Source organism: Arthrobacter antibioticus (assembly GCF_030063205.1).
GTDB lineage: Bacteria > Actinomycetota > Actinomycetes > Actinomycetales > Micrococcaceae > Specibacter.
Genome location: NZ_JASISQ010000001.1, coordinates 923,332 through 939,519 on the forward strand (window position 1 = coordinate 923,332; position 16,188 = coordinate 939,519).

Here is a 16,188-nt window from a genome sequence, read left to right on the forward strand (position 1 = left end):
GTATTGCGCTCTGTCAAAGGTCTCTAGGCCCCTAAATCGCGTGCCAGTAAATCGTCTTCTGTTTCGCCCCGCACAATCAAGCGTGCGGTGCCGTTTCTTACGGCTACAACGGGCGGCCGGGGCACGTAGTTGTAGTTGCTGGCAAGTGCCCAGCAATACGCGCCCGTTCCGGGAACTGCCAGCAGATCCCCGGCCGCCACGTCATTGGGCAGATATACATCTCTAACAACAATGTCACCGCTCTCGCAATGTTTGCCCACCACTCGGGACAGCGCAGGGGTGGCGCCGGAGGCACGGTTAGCCAGAATTGCTGAATAATCGGCGTCGTAAAGCACCGGACGAGCGTTATCGCTCATGCCACCATCCACCGACACATAACGCCGCGGGGCCGTCACATCAGGTTGGCCAGCAACCTCAACCTGCACGGTTTTCAGCGTCCCGGTCTCATACAGGGTGAACGTTGTGCTGCCAACAATGGCGCGGCCCGGTTCAATGGATATCCGCGGAGCGTTCATGTTCAGTTCAGCACAGGTGTCTCGGACGACGGCGGCCATCGCTACTGCGATTTCCCCAGCTGGGCGCGGGGTATCCACCGCAGTATAGGCAATGCCGTAGCCGCCACCCAGGTCAAGCTCGGGCAGCGTGATGCCGTACTTGTTTTGGATTTCGCTGGTGAAGTGCAGCAGTTTGCGGGCTGCAATTTCAAAGCCTTCCGGCTCAAAAATCTGTGAGCCAATGTGGGCGTGGAAGCCAAGGAAATTGATGCTCTTTGCTTCCACTGCCAGCTTGGAGGCTGCCTCTGCTGCGCTCATTCCGGGCGCTTCGGGGTCTTCGGCAATGAAGGAGAGCCCAAATTTTTGGTCCTCGTGCGCCGTGGCGATGGATTCGTGGGTGTGGGCGTGCACTCCCGGGGTAAGCCGGAGCATGACGTTGGCCGTGGTGTTCGCAGCAGCTGCCAACTCTGCAACGCGTTTGAGCTCATGGAGGCTATCCACCACGATGCGGCCCAGCTCCATATCCAGCGCCCGCCTAATCTCAGCGTCGGATTTGTTATTGCCGTGCAGCCCTAAGTTGGCACCTTGCAGCCCGGCCCTGCGAGCCAGTGCCAGTTCGCCGCCGGAACAGGTGTCAAGGCGCAGACCTTCCGCGTCAACCCAACGAGCCACCTCGATGGACAGGAACGCCTTGCCAGCGTAGTAAACGTCCACACCGCCACAGATGTCCTTGAAGGCGTCATCGAATGCCGTCTTGAACATGCGTGCACGGGCCCTGAAATCATCTTCACTCATGACAAACAATGGTGTGCCAAACTGTGCCTTCAACTCGCTAACGGGCACACCGCTGATGGTGACTTCGCCACTTTGGCCGCGTTCGACGTCGTGCGACCACATGACCGGCAATAAGGTGTTCAGGTCTCCAGCGGCCGGTAGCCACTTCGGTGCCAGCTCGGCGCCGGCAATCTTTGTTTGGCTCATAGTCCTACATCCGTTCCGGGGCGTGGACGCCCAGCAGTGAGAGCCCGTTGGCAAGAACCTGGCCCACGGCGTCGTTGAGCCACAGACGGGTGCGGTTCACATCGGTGATGCTTTCTTCGCCCATGGGGGTCACCCGGCAGGCGTCGTACCAGCGGTGGTAGGCGCCGGCAATGACTTCCAGGTGGCGGGCCACACGGTGCGGTTCGCGGAACGTGGCAGCCTGGGTCAACACCCCGGGGTATTGACCCAGAACAGCAAGCAGCTCGGATTCGGTGGCATGGTTCAACGCCGCCGCGTCAAAACTGCTGCGCTCAATGCCGGCCGCAGCCGCGTTGCGCCCCACAGCACAGGTGCGAGCGTGAGCGTACTGCACGTAGAACACGGGGTTTTCGTTGGATTTTTTAGTCAGCACGTCCAAGTCAATATCGATGTTGGAATCACTGGAGAAGCGGGCCAAAGAATAGCGGGCTGCGTCATTACCCACAGCATCAACCAGGTCCTCCATGGTGACCACTGTGCCCGCCCGTTTGGACATGCGTACGGGCTTGCCGTCCTGGACCAGATTCACCATCTGGCCAATGAGCACCTCAACACGGTTGGCGTCATCTCCCATGGCTGCAGCGGCCGCCTTGAGCCGGGCTACGTAACCGTGGTGGTCGGCGCCAAGCATGTAGATGCACAGGTCGAAGCCGCGCTCGCGCTTGTTCCTGAAGTAGGCAATGTCACCAGCTATGTAGGCGGCGTTGCCGTCACTCTTAATGACAACCCGGTCCTTGTCATCGCCGTAGTCGGTGGAGTTCAGCCACCAGGCGCCGTCCTTGAGGTACATATTCCCGGACCCCTTGAGCTGGTCAAGGAGCTCCTCCACCGCACCATCCTGGAACAAGGAATTTTCGTGGAAGTACACGTCAAAGTCAACGCCAAAATCATGCAGTGAGGAGCGGATAGCCGCAAACATCAGTTCCACGCCCTGGGCGCGGAACTCTTCCTGCGGGTCCGCTGATTCCAGAATGCCAGGATTCTTGGCCATGACATCTTTGGCAATATCCTCTATGTACGCTCCACCGTAGCCATCTTCGGGAGCAGGAGCCCCCTGCGCACTGGCGAGCAATGAGCGGGCAAATTTATCGATCTGATTACCGTGATCGTTGAAGTAGTACTCACGGGTTACATCCGCACCCTGGGAGATGAAGATACGTGCCAAGGAATCACCTACGGCTGCCCAGCGGGTGCCACCGAGGTGGATGGGTCCGGTGGGGTTGGCCGAGACAAACTCCAAGTTGATCTTGGTTCCGGCCATGGCAGTGTTGGTACCAAAGTTCTCTCCGGACTCCACGATCGCCTTGGCTAGTTCGCCAGCGGCCGCAGCGTCAACGGTGATGTTTAAGAAGCCTGGTCCGGCAATATCCACCTTGGACACACCCGGAATATCGCCCAGTCGCGTTTGCAGGATCGCCGCAATGTTCCGTGGCGGAACACCGGCTGGTTTGGCCAGCTGCAAAGCAATATTCGTTGCCCAGTCGCCGTGCTCGCGGCTTTTAGGCCGCTCAACGCGCACTTCCGTGGGTAGGGCCGAGGCCGGAACACTGAGTTCACCGGCGTCGACGGCTTCTTTGAGGCAGGAGGTAATGGCGGTGGAAAGTTCTTCAGGAGTCACGCTTCTAAGTGTACGGTTCCGCCCGCATCCTCCCCCAATCCGCCGATGTTTTGTCCAGTTTGTGGCACAACTTTTTATGGCGGACACTTCCGCTGCGCACGGAGTTGTCGCCGTGTTAGGAAGTAGCCGCGCGCGGTTCGAAGTCGTCTTCAAGCATTCTGGGCCGGCAAATAATCCATGCCCCGGTGCCCAGGAGCAGCAAGGTAGCAAAAAGGAACACAAAGGGACCCGTCCATGAGCCCGTCCATTGACGTAGCAATCCAAAGAACAACGGGCCCGTGCAAGCAAGGGTGTAGCCCATGCCCTGGCCGAAGCCGGACAACGCACCGGCGCCTTCATGAGTTCTGGTTCGGTGATTAATCAGCAGCAAAGCCAGCGGGAACGTCCCCGGCCCCAAACCAGTGAACGCCACCCAGATCCAGGTTCCGGTGGCTGGAGAAAGCAACAAACCCAGGTAGCCAATAACGAAGCAGCCAAGCATCACCACTACGGCCGGAAATGGGTTACGCATCTTGGCCGCAATAATCGGTATGCACAGGCTCAAAGGCAGGCCCAGCGCGCCAAAGAGCGCAAGCATCGACCCTGCATGGGCTCTATCGAGTCCTGCTTGGGAGAGAATTTCCGGCAACCACGCAAACATCGCATATGTATTCAGTGACGTGCAGCCAAACATGAACGTCAAGCCCCACGCCGTAGGTGAGCGCCACAAGTTCATCTTTGGCGCCGGGGCAATAACGGCTGAGTACACTTCCAGCTCCGGACCCTGTACGGGCGCGTCCGGCTGATCCACGGCGGAAGGCGGTTGACCCGGGTGGGGTGGCACCGGAGTGGTGCGTTGAGAAAAGAGGGCCATAAGCCAAGGGATAAGGGCAATGGTGCTGATGCCCGCCCATGAGGCCAACGAGAACTGCCAGTTGGTGGCATCAGCCATTGGCACGGCGAGCTGCGCGGGCAGTGCTGTGCCGATGGAAATTGCCGTGACGTAAACGGCTGTCATGAGGCCGATCTTGGTGGGGAAGTGCTTCTTTACCAGAGGTGGCAGGAGCACATTTCCGGCGCCGAGGCCACCGAAAGCCACAACCGAAAAGACCAGAAAAAGTGGCGTGCCGGGGACCATGACACGGGCAACTTGGCCAACGATTCCCAGCAATATGGAGGCCACGATGAGCTTTTCCAATGATGCAAGCCGGATGACATAGGGTGTGAGGAAACCGAAAAGCCCAAACGCCGCGGTGGGGAGCATGCCCAGGATGCCGATCGTTGCCGGGCTCAGCGGTAAATCGGTGTCAATGGTTGAGATCAGCGGCGGCACCACCGTGACGGCACCGCGCAGGGTCAAAGCTGTGAGAATAATGCCGGCTGCGAAAAGCCACATTTTTTGCTGTTTTTTCGCGTTCATATTCTCACCATTGCCCCAACGTTACCCTTAGTTGCCGGGCTCAAGCCGGGAAATCGGGGTGCCCTGGCTCACCCACCGGATTCGAAGAAAGTACTAGCCTTCCCGGTTTACCTCCAACCCCTCACACCTGCTAAGCTCTTTCTCGTTCCCTTTGGCAGCCACGGTTGCCGCGCCTTCGTAGCTCAGGGGATAGAGCGTCCGCCTCCGGAGCGGAAGGTCGTAGGTTCGAATCCTATCGAGGGCACATTTTAATGGTGTCCGGTCCTGTGAAATATTTCACAGGACCGGACACCATTTTTTTCATCTTTGAACGTGCGCTCACCCTTGACTTCCGGCCCGGTATCCGGGAGGCTCATCCGCATCGACGACGCTGAAGGGTTAACATGAGCCAACAGGAATTTCCCACGTTTCCGAGCGACTTTCTCTGGGGCGTTTCCACCGCCTCATACCAAATCGAGGGTGCCACCAGGGAGGACGGGCGAGGACCTTCCAGTTGGGATGCATTCGTGGCCCAGCCGGGCAGGATCTCAAATGGCGACACGGGTGAGGTTGCCTGCGATCACTACCACCGGTACCCCGAGGACATCAAGATCATGAAGGGGCTAGGTGTTGACGCCTACCGTTTCAGTTTCTCCTGGTCCCGCATTCAGCCAGAAGGCAAAGGCGCATCGAACCCATTGGGGTTGGAATTTTATGACAGGTTGGTTGATGGACTCCTAGAAGCAGGTATTGAGCCAAGCCCCACTCTTTTCCACTGGGATACCCCACTGGAGCTGGAACAGGACGGCGGCTGGATGAACCGAGACACGGCAGAGCGATTTGCTGATTATGCACAAATAGTTGGTGAGCGTTTTTCTGACCGGGTCTCCCGCTGGATCACCATCAATGAGCCCGCAGCCTTGACACTTATGGGCTATGGGGCAGGTATTCATGCACCAGGGCTCGCGCTAGGCTTCGATGCCTTGCCTGCAGCTCATCATCTGCTGCTGGCCCACGGACTCGGGGTGGCGGCATTGCGTTCTGCCGGGGCCGGGAACATTGGCATCGCCAACAATCACGGCGTCACCTGGCCAGCGAGCATGGCGGAGGAGGACGTTCAGGCAGCTGGCCTGTATGACAACATTGCCAACTGGATCTTTGCCGATCCCATTCTCGCAGGAGCCTATCCGGAGGTTTTGGCGCCATTCCTGCCGGCCATTCCCGATGGCGATTTGGCCATCATCTGCGCACCCCTGGATTGGTATGGCATCAATTCCTACAATCCCACCCTGGTGGGCGCACCCACTTCAGGTCAATCCGCGCTGGTTGACGGGCACAGGATCGATCAGTCACTGCCATTCTCACTCAGGGAATTGGAGGGTTACCCTCGGACAGATTTTGACTGGCCCGTGGTGCCGGCGGCATTCACCGAATTACTACTCGGGTTCAAAGCCCGTTATGGCGAGAAACTACCACCAATTTACATAACGGAGAACGGGGCTGCCATCAACGACGGTCCAGATCGACAGGGCCGGGTAGCGGATCAACGCAGGATCGATTACACAGACGCCCACCTACAGGCATTGGCAGCCGCAATGGAGGCAGGAGTTGATGTGCGTGGATACTTCCACTGGTCACTTATAGACAACTTCGAATGGGCTGCGGGTTTTTCCCAACGGTTTGGGCTTGTTCACATCGACTACCAAACACAGCGACGCACACCAAAAGACTCCTACTACTGGTATCAGCAGTTAATCCGGCATTCCAAGGCCAACGGCATCTAGTTTTGCGCCAGCTACTTCCCGCAGTTGATCCCGGATTCCGGGAAGCAGCTGGCTGTATTATTTGCCGAAGAATTATTTGCCGAAGAATGCCAGCAATGCGGTGTTTACTTCCTCTGCATGCGTCCACAGCAAACCGTGGGGTGCACCTTCCACTTCAACGTAGTCTGCTTCTGGCAGTGCCTTGCGGAAACGCCGTGCTGTTGCCTCGATCGGAAGAATGTTGTCCTTGGTGCCGTGCAGAATCAACGCTGGTTTTCCGCTGGTTCGAACAACTTCAACATCGCCGCGGAAATCTTCCAGCCACGCTGGCACTACGGCGTACGCCGCAACTGGAGCGCTCAAAACAGCTGTGTTCCAGCTGGCAGTCACCATCTCTTGGCTAATCCTTGAACCCAGATTTTCCTCAAGATTATAGAAACCGGAGAAGAAATTGGTGTACCAAGCGAATCGGTCGCCCTTGGCCTGGGCCACAATATCGTCGAAGACCTCCTGGGGAACACCCCCGGTGTTGTCATCTCCGGCTAGCAGGAACGGCTCCAAAGAGGATAGGAACGCAAGCTTTTTAACTCGTGCGTGTCCATACTTGGCTACGTACCGTGCAAGCTCACCTGTGCCCATGGAAAAGCCCACCAGGATAACATCCTTCAGATCAAGGGTTTCAAGGACGGTATTTAAATCTGCGGCGAAGGTGTCATAGTCATATCCCGTGGCAACCTTGCTGGATTGCCCGAATCCTCTGCGGTCGTAGGTGATGACCCGGTAGCCCGCATCCAATAACTCACGTGTTTGCCGTTCCCAACTGTGCCCATCCAGTGGGTACCCATGGATCAACACAACTGGCTGGCCTGTGCCTTGGTCTTCATAGTAAAGCTCGATGGTGGTGCTGTTTTCTTTTCCAACAGTGATGTAACCCATGCTGAGATTCCTTCCTGACGAAGTGCGCAACGGCAGTGCACGCATCCTTTCATCACGCTAGAGAACGTACGTTTCACTGTCAATGATGTTCCCTGCATGATCCATGGCGGCCCGTCGCCAAAGCCCGTACTTGCGATGCCATCTAGTTCAGAAACATTTTGAAACCCGCGTGGGATCGAGTGAAACCCAGCCGCTCGTAAAAGCGGTGCGCTTCGGCACGGGAATGATCGCTCGTTAGTTGCACCAAAGTGGCGCCTCTATGGCTTGCTTCGGCCACGGCCCAGCGAATCATGGCGCTGCCCAGACCCGCTCCACGAAGCCCTTGATCCACCCGAACTGCTTCAATCTGCAGCCGGGTTGCCCCACCTCGAGCCAGCCCTGGCAAAAAGGTCAGCTGCATAGTCGCCACCACGTGAGAGTTGGCATCATCCACCACGCACAGCACATGGGCCGGATCGGCATCTATGGCGTGAAAAGCCGCCACATATGAAGCTCGCCGCTCCGGTTCGGCTGAATCAACAGCTGCCCGCAGCGAGTCTTGGGCCAACAGCTCAACGATCGGACCGACGTCGTCCTCTACCGCCCTGCGCAGCCGAAAATTCCTGTCTGCGAGCGCGAAACTTGCTAGTGACATGCTGTGATCCTTTCCGGCTGATGCCAGCAACAATGGACACCAACACCACGAGGATACCTAGGATCTGCCACAGATTCAGACTTTGACCAACTAGCAGCCAGCCCAGCACAATTGCTACCACCGGGCTGAGCAGACCCAAGAACGCAGCCGATCCGGCTGGAAGTTTAGATAATCCCCGGAACCAACAAAAGTAGGCCAACGCCGTGCCCATAAGTGTCAGGTAAAGGTAGCCAATCATATTTGGCACGCTTAACGGTTGGGTAGGCAAGCCCTCGTAGGCGAGCATCAGCAAAGTCAACGAGATTCCCCCGGCAAGTAGTTGCCAAGCCGTGGTGGTGAGCGCAGATTCCGGTTGACCCGAGCGTGAGCTGGGTTGGCCCCACTTCTTGGCAAGTACAGTTCCGGCAGCCATGGACGCTGTGCCCCCAACTGCTGCTGCCAGTCCGAGCCCATCCAGGCGCACCTGAGATTGCAGGACGATCAATGCCACGCCAAAAACTCCTGTGGCACCCGCTACAAGGCGTCTAGGCGTGAGCTTCTCGTGGAGCACCCTGCTGGCAAGCAATGCAACGAGCAACGGCTGAATGCCACCAACAATGGCAGCCACTCCCCCGGGAAGACGATACGCGGCAACAAACAACAGCGCGAAGAACATACCAATGTTAAGCATTCCCAGAATCCACGATTTCCACCACCAGGATCCCTGTGGCAACCGGCGAGCCAGCGCAAGGAGCAACAGTCCCGCGGGCAAAGCACGTAAGACGCCCGCCAGTAACGGTCGGCCCTCGGGTAGTAGCAGCGTGGTGGTCAGGTAGGTGGTCCCCCAAAGGATCGGAGCCAGTGAAGTGACGATGACAAGTCCCAAATTTTTACTAAGCACTTAGCTATCTTAGCTAAGTGCTTAGCGAATTGCTAAGATGGGTCTATGCCAGAGCAACTAGAACGCATCCTCGCCCAATGGCGTGCAGAGAAACCGCATTTGGACGTTTCACCCATGGCTGTCATTGGCAGGCTTGGCCGCGCCTCGGCTGCCGTAGATGCCCGTCTTGGCGCCACGTTCGCCGAGCATGACATGGACGCTTCAACGTTTGACGTACTTGCCACGCTCCTGCGCAGCGGACCGCCATACAGCCTGGCACCTGGGGCACTTTCACGAGATGCCATGATTTCCTCCAGCGCCGTTGCCCAACGGCTCAATAAGCTGGAAACCCGAGGACTTCTCACCAGAGCCGCCAACCCTGACGATGGGCGCGGCACACTGGTGACGCTGACTGCCGCCGGACACACCCTCATCGAAGCAAGCTTGCCGGATCATCTGGCTACTGAACACGCCATCATTGGCTCACTGACAAAGTCCGAGCAGGCACAGCTTGCTGCGCTGCTGCAGCTCCTGGAAGAAGGAGCGTGCGCCACAACACAACGTGGAGTGAGCGAGCGTGCGCCACAACACAACGTGGAGTGAGCGAGCGTGCCTGGGGGCGGGAAATATTCGTGAAAGACTTTCGCCATGACCAAATTGATCGCGGCGCTGGCCATTCTCGCTGTGTTGGCATGGGCAGTCACTGCCACCGCCTCGTGGATTTCCACAAAGAAGGCCCCCTTAGCCATCGCCGCAGGCCGGGCAGCAACACCCGTTTCGGCTGTACAGCTAAATAAGGCCATGCAGCGTGCACAATTGCGTGCTGTAGCCGCCATCATCTTTGCCTTGGTCATGTTTGCAGCCCTGGTCCGTGTCTCTGTCGGTTTGAGTGGCCAAGCGGGTTTAACAATCGCCCTCACTGCCGGATTGTCTGCCAGCGGCGGGCTCCTGATGTATTCCGCCTTACCTGCCGGAAAGCTCCCGGAAACTCCTGGACAACCATTAGCCGCCGGGCACATACTGCTCTTGCCTATCGCGGCACTTATTCTCTTCATCGCGTACCTGGTGCTCCATCCTCTTGCCTCATCCACGTTTCCCACGTGGAGCAACAGCATTGCGCTGGGGCTGGCCGGGTTGGCGTTGCTGGGCTCAATGCTCTTGGCGCTACGCAGGCTCTCCACCACCCTTTCGCTGCCAGATCCCCGGATGGCTGCCTTCGACCTTCGCTGGCGGGCAATATCCGCTACGATCACGGCCAGATTCACCAGCGGCTCACTGCTTGCCTACTTAGGTGGAACGTTAATCTTCTCCGGTCAAGACCTGTTCACACCCACCTCCACCTGGTGGGGAATCGCCTGCGTTGGTGGCGGCGGGGCCTTCGCACTTGCGGGGGCTGTGCAACTGGGGTTGGCGGCCAAGGACGGGTTGAGTATCCGTGCCAAAACCCTGGAAGCGGCTCCGGGAACACAATCGGCATAAACTGGATGGCACCATGACTTTCACTATTACCTATCCTCCCGCGCTGCCTGTCTCTGAGCGCCGCGAGGACATCATGGCTGCCATCGCCGCCAACCAGGTCACCATCATCGCCGGGGAAACGGGTTCCGGAAAGACCACCCAGATCCCCAAAATGTGTGTGGAACTAGGGCTCGCGGAGCAGGGCTTGATTGGCCATACGCAGCCTCGCCGTCTCGCCGCCCGCACGGTGGCGGAACGCATTGCCAGCGAACTTGGCGTCGAGATCGGCGAGGAAGTGGGCTTCCAGGTTCGTTTCACCGGCCATGTTGGCCCCAAAACCAAAATCAAACTCATGACCGACGGCATTTTGTTGGCAGAGATCCAGCGCGACCGCCTTCTGCGCAAATACTCCGTCATCATCATTGACGAAGCTCATGAGCGCTCACTTAACATTGACTTCATTCTTGGCTATTTACGCCAGATTCTGCCCAAGCGCCCGGATTTGAAAATTATTATCACCTCCGCCACGATTGACCCGGAGCGCTTCGCCACCCACTTCGCCTCCCCCACAGCTCCGGCACCCATCATCGAGGTCTCCGGGCGTACTTTCCCGGTTGACATCCGCTACCGGCCGCTGAGTGGCTCTGCCACCGGGGAGGACCTCACCGGGGAGGACCTCGACGGGGAGGACTCGCGTACCGACCCCCAGTTGGACGGCGGCAACAGTGAGGAAGACCGGGATCCGTTGGATGCCGTCTGCGATGCGGTGGATGAATTAGCCAAAGAGGCGCCCGGGGATGTTTTGATCTTCTTCTCCGGCGAGCGCGAAATCCGTGATGCCGCAGATGCGCTCTCGGCACGGGTGAAAACAAACCCAAGGCTACGCAACACTGAAATTCTGCCACTTTTTGCACGCCTGTCACTGGCCGAACAGCATGCTGTGTTCACCCCGGGCAGCCGTCGGCGAATTGTGTTGGCCACCAACGTTGCCGAGACCTCACTGACAGTGCCTGGAATCAAATACGTCATTGACACGGGTACGGCCCGCATCTCCAGATATTCGCACAGAACAAAGGTTCAGCGCCTTCCTATTGAACGCGTATCGCAGGCCTCCGCCAACCAGCGCTCAGGGCGTTGCGGCCGCGTCTCGGATGGTATCTGCATCCGCCTGTATTCCGAAGAAGATTACAACGCGCGCAGTGAGTTTACGGATCCTGAAATCCTGCGCACCAACTTGGCTGCCGTGATCTTACAAATGACGTCCATGGGTGTGGCGCAAGGACCCAAGGATGTGGCAAAGTTCCCGTTCGTACAACCGCCAGACTCCCGTGCCATCACTGACGGTGTAACGTTGCTGCGCGAACTCGGTGCCGTCAACGCGCAAGGTTCCATCACCGCCGTGGGCCGGCAACTCTCCCAACTGCCTGTGGATCCACGGTTGGGCAGGATGATTGTTGAAGCCGCCAAACGGGGCGTGGCTGCCGAGGTCATGGTCCTTGCAGCAGCCCTCACCATCCAGGACCCCCGCGAGCGTCCCACAGACAAACAGCAACTGGCCACCGAGAAACACAAACGCTTCCAGGATGAGAATTCTGATTTCACCGGTTTCCTGAACCTGTGGCGCTACATCAAGGAAAAGCAGAAAGAGCTTTCCTCAAGCGCGTTCCGGCGCCTGTGCAAGGCCGAATTTATTAACTACTTGCGGGTTCGTGAGTGGCAAGATTTGTTCACACAGCTTAAGCAAATGGCGAAGTCGTTGGAGATCAAAGTATCAGGCAATGACATTGACCCGGTGGCCAACCATGACGCTATCCATATGAGTCTGCTGACAGGTTTACTGAGCCATATTGGTCTTTATGATCAGCGTAAACGCGAATATGCCGGCGCTCGCGGGACAAAGTTCGTGGTGTTTCCGGGCTCTGCCCTGTTCAAGAAATCCCCAGACTGGGTCATGGCTGCAGAACTGGTGGAAACTTCCCGACTCTGGGCTCGTGTAGCAGCAAAATTTGATCCGCTGTGGGCTGAGCAGGTAGCTCCGGATCTGGTCAAGCATACGTACAGTGAGCCACATTGGTCCAAGAAAATGGGCTCTGTCATGGCGCATGAAAAGGTCACGCTATATGGGGTGCCCATTGTCCCCGACCGGCGCATTCACTATGGCCGGATCGATCCCGAACTCAGCCGTGAGCTGTTCATCCGGCATGCACTGGTGGAGGGCGATTGGCACACCAATCATAAGTTCTTCCACCGCAACCAGGCTGTGCTGGCTGAGGTTGAAGAAATGGAAACCCGCATGCGCCGGCGTGATCTACGTGTGGATGATGAGACGCTCTTTGATTTCTATGACGAGCGTGTGGGTTCGGAGGTGGTTTCCGAGCGGCACTTTGACAAGTGGTGGAAAGGGGCCCGGCATGAGTCCCCCGCGCTATTAGACCTTGACTCCCATTTGGTCATGGCGGAGGAACCCGAACTTGATGAAGCGGCATTCCCCAAGTTATGGAACCAGGACGGGTTTGAGCTGCCGCTGTCCTATGAATTTCACCCTACGGCGCCAGGCTCAGCCCCGAATCCGTCCGACGGGGTGACCGTCCAGGTGCCGCTGTTGTTCCTTAACCAACTCCCTGAGGCGCCGTTTAGGTGGCAGATTCCGGGGTTGCGCGCCGAACTTGTGACGGCGTTAATCAAATCCTTACCCAAGGCGGTTCGGAAGAACTTCATCCCCGCCCCTGATGTGGCCCGGCAGGCAGCGGCCGCTCTGGCAGCTGACTTCGATCCGTCGGTGGACGCTCTTGAGCCCTCGCTGGAATTAGCACTGCGGCGCATCAAGGGTCATGTTATTCCGCCGGGGTCGTGGAACTGGGATGCCGTGCCCACGCACTTGCGCATGACCTTTTCCGTGGTGGATAAAAATAATCGAATCTTGGAGGAGGGCCAGGACCTCTCAGCATTGGCGTCAACCCTGGCAGGAGCCACACGTCGGGCCATCGCCGAATCATTGGGTGCCACGCCCAAGACCACGCAGGCTGGGCGGGCTCCGCTGAACACTTCAGGCAGCGCTGCCAGCGCCGGAAAGAACGGTGCGGCTAATCTGCCAGCGGTGCCAGCGGGTACGGTAGCAGGGGGCACGGTACCAGGTGGCTTTGGGTCAGATAAACCTGGGTCAGAAAGCACGGGTATCCAGGAACGTTCCGGGCTCACCGAGTGGAGTGTTGGAAGCTTGCCACGCGAAGTCAGGCGTTTGGTGGCCGGGCATACCGTAACGGGTTATCCAGCTTTGGTAGACGAGGGGGCAACAGCGGGACTGCGCGTTTTCCAGCGTCAGGACGTGCAGGAATCTGCCATGCGCGGCGGCGTCATCAGACTGTTGGCACTGCGTGTGACTTCTCCTGACCGCTATGTGCTGGACCACCTTAGCAACACGGAAAAACTCACCTTCAGCCAAAATCCACACGGCTCCGTCACAGAGCTGATTGCCGATTGCACGTTGGCCACCATAGATAAGCTCACCCCTGCACAGCTACCGTGGACGGACAAGGAATTCAACGCCCTGTATGAAGTGATCCGGGCGGAGCTTTTCGACTCGGTGTTCTCGGTGACTGCCGTGGTGGAAAGGGTTTTGGCGGCCAATCTACGCATTCGCAAGGTGCTCCGGGATTCCACCAGTTTGCCCCTCATCAGCGCCCTGAATGACATCAACGAACAGCTTGATCTGCTGGTTTATCCCGGCTTTGTGGCAAAGACAGGTTTTTCCCAACTCAGCCAGCTGCCGCGTTATCTGACAGCGATTGAGCGCCGATTGGAGCGACTACCCAGCAACGTTTCTCGCGACACGGCCTCAATGGCTGCCGTGCAACGTCTTGAAGACGAGTACGACGACGCCATGGCAGCTTTGCTGCCCGGGCAGCGTTCAACAGCCGGGCTGGAACACGTGCGGTGGATGATCGAGGAGTTGCGGGTTAGTTTGTTCGCCGTGGAGCTTGGAACAGCGTATTCGGTTTCCGAGAAACGAATCAGGGTGGCACTGGGCAAAGCAATGGCCTAGTTTCACGTGTGCTGCGCAGCCACCCAAGTCCTGAGCCAGAGTGGATAGACCTTTGAGGCAGCCAAAAGGGCTGGCACTTCGCTTTCCGCGAAGCGCCAGCCCTTATCCTTCAGTGCATCCCTGAATCCTTCAGTGCATCAGTGGATCAGTGCCGAACGGTGGCGCTACTGTTCCTGTTCAGAAACGTCCCCGCTAAGGGCCCCAGCGTCAGCTTCCACTGCATCGGTGGGTTTCAAGTCCTGAGACTGATGACCAAACGGGTCCATGCGCGGCCGCCGTTCTGGTTGAAGACGTCCACGAATCCGGGTGGTGAGCGAACGCAAGTTCAGTAGTGGCGAATCCTGGTTAGGGCCTTCAACTTCCAGGCCATAGAAATCTCCGATGTGCTCAAGGAAGGCCATGCGCCTAGCCTTCTCGTAAGCGCGGGACTCACGGGAGAACGCCCGGTAGGTTGACCAACAAATCAGGATCAGCACCAAGCTGAAAGGCAAGGCGATGATGATCGCCGCCGTTTTCAAGGCGTTCAGTCCACCGGACAGCAGCAATGCACTGGCCAGCAGCGATGTGGCCAAGGTGAAGAAAATACGGATCCACGGCTTTGGTTCCACTTCCCCACCGCTGGCGATCATGCCCATCACCAAGGCGCCGGAGTCGGCTGAGGTCACGAAGAAGATTACGATCATCAGGATCGCTCCGATGGTAAGCACCCCTCCTGCAGGTACCTCAGCCAGCATGGCAAACAGTGCACCAGCGGCATCAACTGTTCCGTCAGGGCCCACCAACCCGCCCTTGCCGGAGAGCTCAGAATACAGCGCCGTTCCACCGAGAACGCTGAACCACAGCATTGTGAGCAAGGTCGGTACCAGAATCACTCCGGCCACGAATTGGCGCACCGTGCGACCCTTGGAAATCCGGGCAATGAAGATACCCACAAAAGGCGCCCAGGATATCCACCAGCCCCAGTAGAACGTGGTCCACGTTGACTGCCAGGCTTCGCCCTCCGCGCCGGTGAAAGCACTAACGTTGAAAGCCATCCCCACAAAATTCTGCAGGTAGTTGCCCGTGGACTGCACAAAGTTGCGCAGCAGGAACTGTGTGGGTCCAACCACCAGCAGGAAGACTACAAAAACACCGGCCAGGATGAGGTTGGTGTTCGAGAGCCATTTCATACCTTTGCCCACACCCGAGAGAACCGAGAACAACACCAGGCAGGTCACCACCGCAATGATGACAAGGTCAATGAACATTGAAGAAGTGATCAGCCCGGCGCTTTCCAATCCCGCGCTGATTTGCAGCACGCCAAGGCCCAGTGAAGTGGCCACACCAAAGATCGTACCGACTAGAGCGATAACGTCAATCACGTTGCCCAGCCCTCCGCGGACTCTGCTTCCGAGCAGAGGCTCCAGCGTCCAGCGGATCGATATTGGCCGTCCGCGTCGATGGATGGCGTAAGCCAAGGCAAGCCCGATGACTACGTAGATGGACCAGGCGTGTACTCCCCAGTGCAGGAAGGTCTGCGAGAGAGCGTGCTGAGCCAGCTCGCCGGGGGAACCGGTGGTGCCCGGCTTGGGGGAGGCATAGTGACTTAAGGGTTCGCTGACCCCGTAGAACACCAAACCAATTCCCATTCCGGCGGCGAAGAGCAGGGCAAACCAGGAACCAACCGAGAACTCCGGTTCGTCGTCGTCCTTGCCGAGCTTAATATCGCCAAACTTACCGAAACCCACCCAGAGGCAGAAGATCACCAAAGCGGTGGCCAGCAGCACGTAGTACCAGTTAAAGTAGCCGACAATTGTGCTTTGGATCCCAGAAAACAGTGTCTCTGCGGCGTTGGGGGTGATGATGGCAAACAGCGTGAAAAATATGACGATCACGGCTGTGGGCCAAAAGACCCAGCGATGGACCCGAGGCTTAGATTTTGTTTCTGACATTTTTCCAGCATAAGCGAATTTGTTTCAGCCATACCAAGTTTAAAACAAGGAGAAA

Annotated in this window: 11 protein-coding genes and 1 tRNA gene; 5 read left to right on the forward strand and 7 right to left on the reverse strand. The window is 57.8% G+C overall.

Annotation, left to right across the window (positions count from 1 at the left end):
• Nucleotides 1-23: 23 nt before the first annotated feature.
• From lysA to QMG40_RS04270, 3 genes are all read right to left on the reverse strand, one after another.
• Nucleotides 24-1,475 (reverse strand): diaminopimelate decarboxylase, encoded by a 1,452-nt coding sequence (gene lysA, locus QMG40_RS04260; protein WP_283528230.1) that lies wholly within the window; start codon nt 1,473-1,475, stop codon nt 24-26.
• A gap of 4 nt (nt 1,476-1,479) precedes the next feature.
• Nucleotides 1,480-3,132 (reverse strand): arginine--tRNA ligase, encoded by a 1,653-nt coding sequence (gene argS / locus QMG40_RS04265; protein ID WP_283528233.1) that lies wholly within the window; start codon nt 3,130-3,132, stop codon nt 1,480-1,482.
• A gap of 115 nt (nt 3,133-3,247) precedes the next feature.
• Entirely contained in the window at nt 3,248-4,531 is a 1,284-nt protein-coding gene (locus QMG40_RS04270) for an MFS transporter (protein ID WP_283528235.1), read from the reverse strand.
• A gap of 171 nt (nt 4,532-4,702) precedes the next feature.
• Between QMG40_RS04270 and QMG40_RS04275 the strand changes: the two genes are divergently transcribed.
• Together QMG40_RS04275 and QMG40_RS04280 are read left to right on the forward strand one after the other, a co-directional pair.
• A tRNA-Arg gene (locus tag QMG40_RS04275) sits at nt 4,703-4,775 on the forward strand.
• 139 nt (nt 4,776-4,914) lie between these two features.
• Entirely contained in the window at nt 4,915-6,294 is a 1,380-nt protein-coding gene (locus tag QMG40_RS04280; RefSeq protein ID WP_283528237.1) for a GH1 family beta-glucosidase, read from the forward strand.
• Between the two features lie 72 nt (nt 6,295-6,366).
• Here QMG40_RS04280 and QMG40_RS04285 read toward each other — a convergent pair whose 3' ends face one another.
• From QMG40_RS04285 to QMG40_RS04295, 3 genes are all read right to left on the reverse strand, one after another.
• Nucleotides 6,367-7,209 (reverse strand): alpha/beta fold hydrolase, encoded by an 843-nt coding sequence (locus QMG40_RS04285; protein WP_283528239.1) that lies wholly within the window; start codon nt 7,207-7,209, stop codon nt 6,367-6,369.
• 142 nt (nt 7,210-7,351) lie between these two features.
• Entirely contained in the window at nt 7,352-7,843 is a 492-nt protein-coding gene (locus tag QMG40_RS04290; RefSeq protein ID WP_283528241.1) for a GNAT family N-acetyltransferase, read from the reverse strand.
• Entirely contained in the window at nt 7,761-8,723 is a 963-nt protein-coding gene (locus QMG40_RS04295; protein WP_283528243.1) for an EamA family transporter, read from the reverse strand. The genes QMG40_RS04290 and QMG40_RS04295 overlap by 83 nt, the downstream gene beginning before the upstream one ends.
• A 45-nt stretch (nt 8,724-8,768) precedes the next feature.
• Between QMG40_RS04295 and QMG40_RS04300 the strand changes: the two genes are divergently transcribed.
• Genes QMG40_RS04300 through hrpA form a run of 3 tightly spaced genes read left to right on the forward strand, consistent with a single transcriptional unit; the run spans nt 8,769 to nt 14,202 of the window.
• Nucleotides 8,769-9,305, forward strand: a complete 537-nt coding sequence (locus QMG40_RS04300) for a MarR family winged helix-turn-helix transcriptional regulator (protein WP_283528245.1) — start codon at nt 8,769-8,771, stop codon at nt 9,303-9,305.
• Nucleotides 9,306-9,350: 45 nt separating this feature from the next.
• On the forward strand, nt 9,351-10,181 hold the full coding sequence (locus QMG40_RS04305; RefSeq protein WP_283528247.1) for a hypothetical protein: 831 nt from the start codon (nt 9,351-9,353) through the stop codon (nt 10,179-10,181).
• Nucleotides 10,182-10,194: 13 nt separating this feature from the next.
• Entirely contained in the window at nt 10,195-14,202 is a 4,008-nt protein-coding gene (gene hrpA, locus QMG40_RS04310) for an ATP-dependent RNA helicase HrpA (RefSeq protein WP_283528249.1), read from the forward strand.
• Nucleotides 14,203-14,366: 164 nt separating this feature from the next.
• On the opposite strand, the gene QMG40_RS04315 is transcribed toward hrpA, so the two are convergent.
• Complete coding sequence (locus tag QMG40_RS04315) at nt 14,367-16,133, reverse strand: BCCT family transporter (RefSeq protein ID WP_283528251.1); 1,767 nt, start codon at nt 16,131-16,133, stop codon at nt 14,367-14,369.
• Nucleotides 16,134-16,188: the final 55 nt, after the last annotated feature.